Here is a 2,879-nt window from a genome sequence, read left to right as displayed (position 1 = left end):
TGCGGACGATCGTGACCAGCCTCGCGCTGACCACGACGCCGCTCGAGTCGCAGTTCTACGTCCTGGACTTCGGCGGCGGCACGTTCTCGCCCCTCGCCGCACTGCCCCACGTGGCCGGCGTCGGCAGCCGCTCGGAACCCGAGGTGGTGCGCCGGATCCTCGCCGAGGTCAAGGGCATCGTGGACCGCCGCGAGAAGTACTTCCGCAACCAGGGCATCGACTCGATCGAGACCTACCGCAGCCGGCGGGCGACGGGTCGTGCCGACGACGGGTACGGCGACGTCTTCCTGGTCATCGACGGGTGGGGCACGCTGCGTTCCGAGTTCGACGACCTCGAGCTGGAGATCCAGCAGCTGGCCGGGCGCGGCCTCACCTTCGGCCTGCACGTCGTGACGTCCTCCACCCGCTGGCCGGACTTCCGCGCAGCCATGCGCGACGTCCTCGGCACCCGCCTCGAGCTGCGCCTCGGTGACCCCATCGACTCCGAGATCGACCGCAAGGTGGCCGCCCTCGTGCCGCTCAGCCGACCAGGTCGCGGCCTGGTGCCCGGCAAGCTGCACTTCCTGTCCGCGTTGCCGCGGATCGACGGCGACCCGTCGGCCAGCACCCTGGGCGACGGGGTCGACGCGTTGATCTCCGCGGTCGCCAAGAACTGGCGCGGACCGACGGGACCCAAGCTCCGGCTGCTGCCCGACCGGATCAGCCTCGACGAGGTGCGGGCGCTCACCACGACGCCGCCCGCCCGGCAGCTGTTGCTCGCCATCAACGAGAAGGAGCTGGCCCCGGTCGGACTCGACGTCGACGCCGAGCCGCACCTGTTGCTCTTCGGCGACGGCAAGTCCGGCAAGTCCAACCTGCTGCGGACGTACTGCCAGGAGATCATGCGCACGCGCACGCCTGCCGAGGCGCAGATCGTCGTCGTGGACTACCGGCGATCGCTGCTCGGCGAGGTCCCCGAGGACTACCTGCTGAACTACCTGACCTCGGCGACCCAGGCGCAGCCGGCGCTGAACGACCTGGCGACGTACCTCCAGAACCGGATCCCCGGGCCGGACGTCACTCCCGAGCAGCTGCGCAACCGCTCGTGGTGGTCGGGCGCCGAGGTGTTCGTGGTGGTCGACGACTACGACCTGGTCGCGACCCAGCAGAGCTCACCGGTCGCCCTGCTCCAGCCGCTGCTGGCCCAGGCGCGCGACGTCGGCCTGCACGTGGCCATCGCCCGCCGCTCCGGTGGCGCGTCCCGTGCGCTCTACGAACCCGTGATCCAGTCCCTGCGCGACCTCGCGATGCCCGGCATCCTGCTCGCGGGCAACCGCGACGAGGGCGTGCTCCTCGGCAACGTGCGACCCGGTCCGGCCCAGCCCGGTCGTGGCCGCCTGATCACCCGCGACCGCGGCACCGAGACGGTCCAGCTCGCCTGGACCGATCCCTCAGTCTGATTGCGCGAGACGCGTCTTCGCAGGTGCTTCGGGCAGCAAGCTGCCAGCGACCTGCTCTCGCCGCGCTGCCGCGCCGCAGTCGAGTTTGGAAGGTGCGGACCTTGGCCTGGCGGCAAGCCGACAGCGTCAGTCCGCAGGTGCGGCAACGAGCGCGGCCAGGCCGGTCGTGATCGGTACGGCGAGCACGAGGCCGACCGAGGTGACCAGGGTCCGGATGACCTCCTCGGCGAGCTGTTCGGTCGAGAGCAGGTCGATCAGCGGTCGGTCGTAGACCCGCAGCAGCATCAGCAGGATCAGCGCCGTGCCGACGTACGCGAACACGATCGTGTAGATCGTGGAGGCGATGTGGTCCCGGCCGATCCGCATGGCACTGGCGAAGACCTCGGCCCGCGACGCGTGGGGCGAGACGGAACGCAGCTCCCACACGGCCGAGGCCTGCGTGATCGTCACGTCGTTGAGGACACCGAGGCCGGCAATCACCAGGGCACAGCCCAGCAGGGCCTGGAAGTCGAGGGCGCCGAAGGTGGCGAGGATGGCACCGCTCTCGTCACTGATGCCGGTCAGGTGGGCGTCGCCGATGGCGATCACGCCGATACCAGCGGTCAGCACGATGCCGACGAGGGTCCCGGCGAGCGCCGTGCTCGTGCGCAGCGAGAAGCCGTGGGTCGTGTAGAGGACGACGAACATGATCGCCGCAGCACTGGTCAGGGCGACACCGACGCCGGGTGAGCCGTCGAGCAGGGCGGGCAGCATCCACCACCACACGACGAGCCCGCCGAACGCGAGCCCGAGGATCGCGAACACCCCGCGCCAGCGGGCGATCGTGACGACCACGACGACGAAGAACAGCGTGAGCCAGATCAGGGTGCCGTTGCGTTCGGTGGCGAAGTAGGAGTACGACGCCTCCTCGCCGTTCTCGGCCTCCGGGGTCGGCGTGCGCATCAGCTCGACGTGGTCGCCCACGCTGATGCCCGACTCGAGGACGCTCGGCTGCACGTCGATCCGGACCGGCTGGTCCTCACCGTCGACCTCCACCTCGAGCGTGCTGCACCCGGAGCCATCGGGGAACCCCTGCCCGGGGCAGCGCTCCGCGATCGAAACCACCTCTGCGGAGGGGAAGGTCACCCCCGGCGCGGCGAACTCGGCCGCTTCCCCGCCGTTCTCCGCGGCCCGCTCGGACGTGTCACCCGGCGGCCACCACGCGACCAGGGCGATGATCGTGGCGAGCAGGGCGATCCCGAGCCCGGCCAGCAGCACGGTGCGTGCCGTCGTACCGACGCGGACGTGGTCGGCGTCGCTGTCGCTGGTCGCGCGATGGCTGTGTCCGGCACCCACGGGCGCTCCTCCTGCTCGAGTCGTCATGCGAACTGGTCGCCGGAGCGACCAGTTCGCACGACGTTAGCCGGAACGGTTCACCAGCTCGACTTCGTGACGCCGGGC

Annotated in this window: 2 protein-coding genes; one reads left to right on the top strand and one right to left on the bottom strand. The window is 70.6% G+C overall.

The window, feature by feature from the left end; all coding sequences use genetic code 11:
• Positions 1-1,439 (top strand): type VII secretion protein EccCb (eccCb, locus tag ACOADB_RS27810; RefSeq protein ID WP_378606787.1); only part of this gene is annotated, 1,439 nt, incomplete at its 5' end.
• Between the two features lie 126 nt (positions 1,440-1,565).
• On the opposite strand, the gene ACOADB_RS27805 is transcribed toward eccCb, so the two are convergent.
• Positions 1,566-2,774, bottom strand: coding sequence for a YibE/F family protein (locus ACOADB_RS27805; protein WP_378606784.1), 1,209 nt, complete (start codon positions 2,772-2,774; stop codon positions 1,566-1,568).
• Positions 2,775-2,879: the final 105 nt, after the last annotated feature.

The organism is Nocardioides sp. CPCC 206348, from assembly GCF_048654705.1.
Taxonomy (GTDB): domain Bacteria; phylum Actinomycetota; class Actinomycetes; order Propionibacteriales; family Nocardioidaceae; genus Nocardioides.
This window is presented reverse-complemented; position numbering and strand designations above follow the sequence as displayed.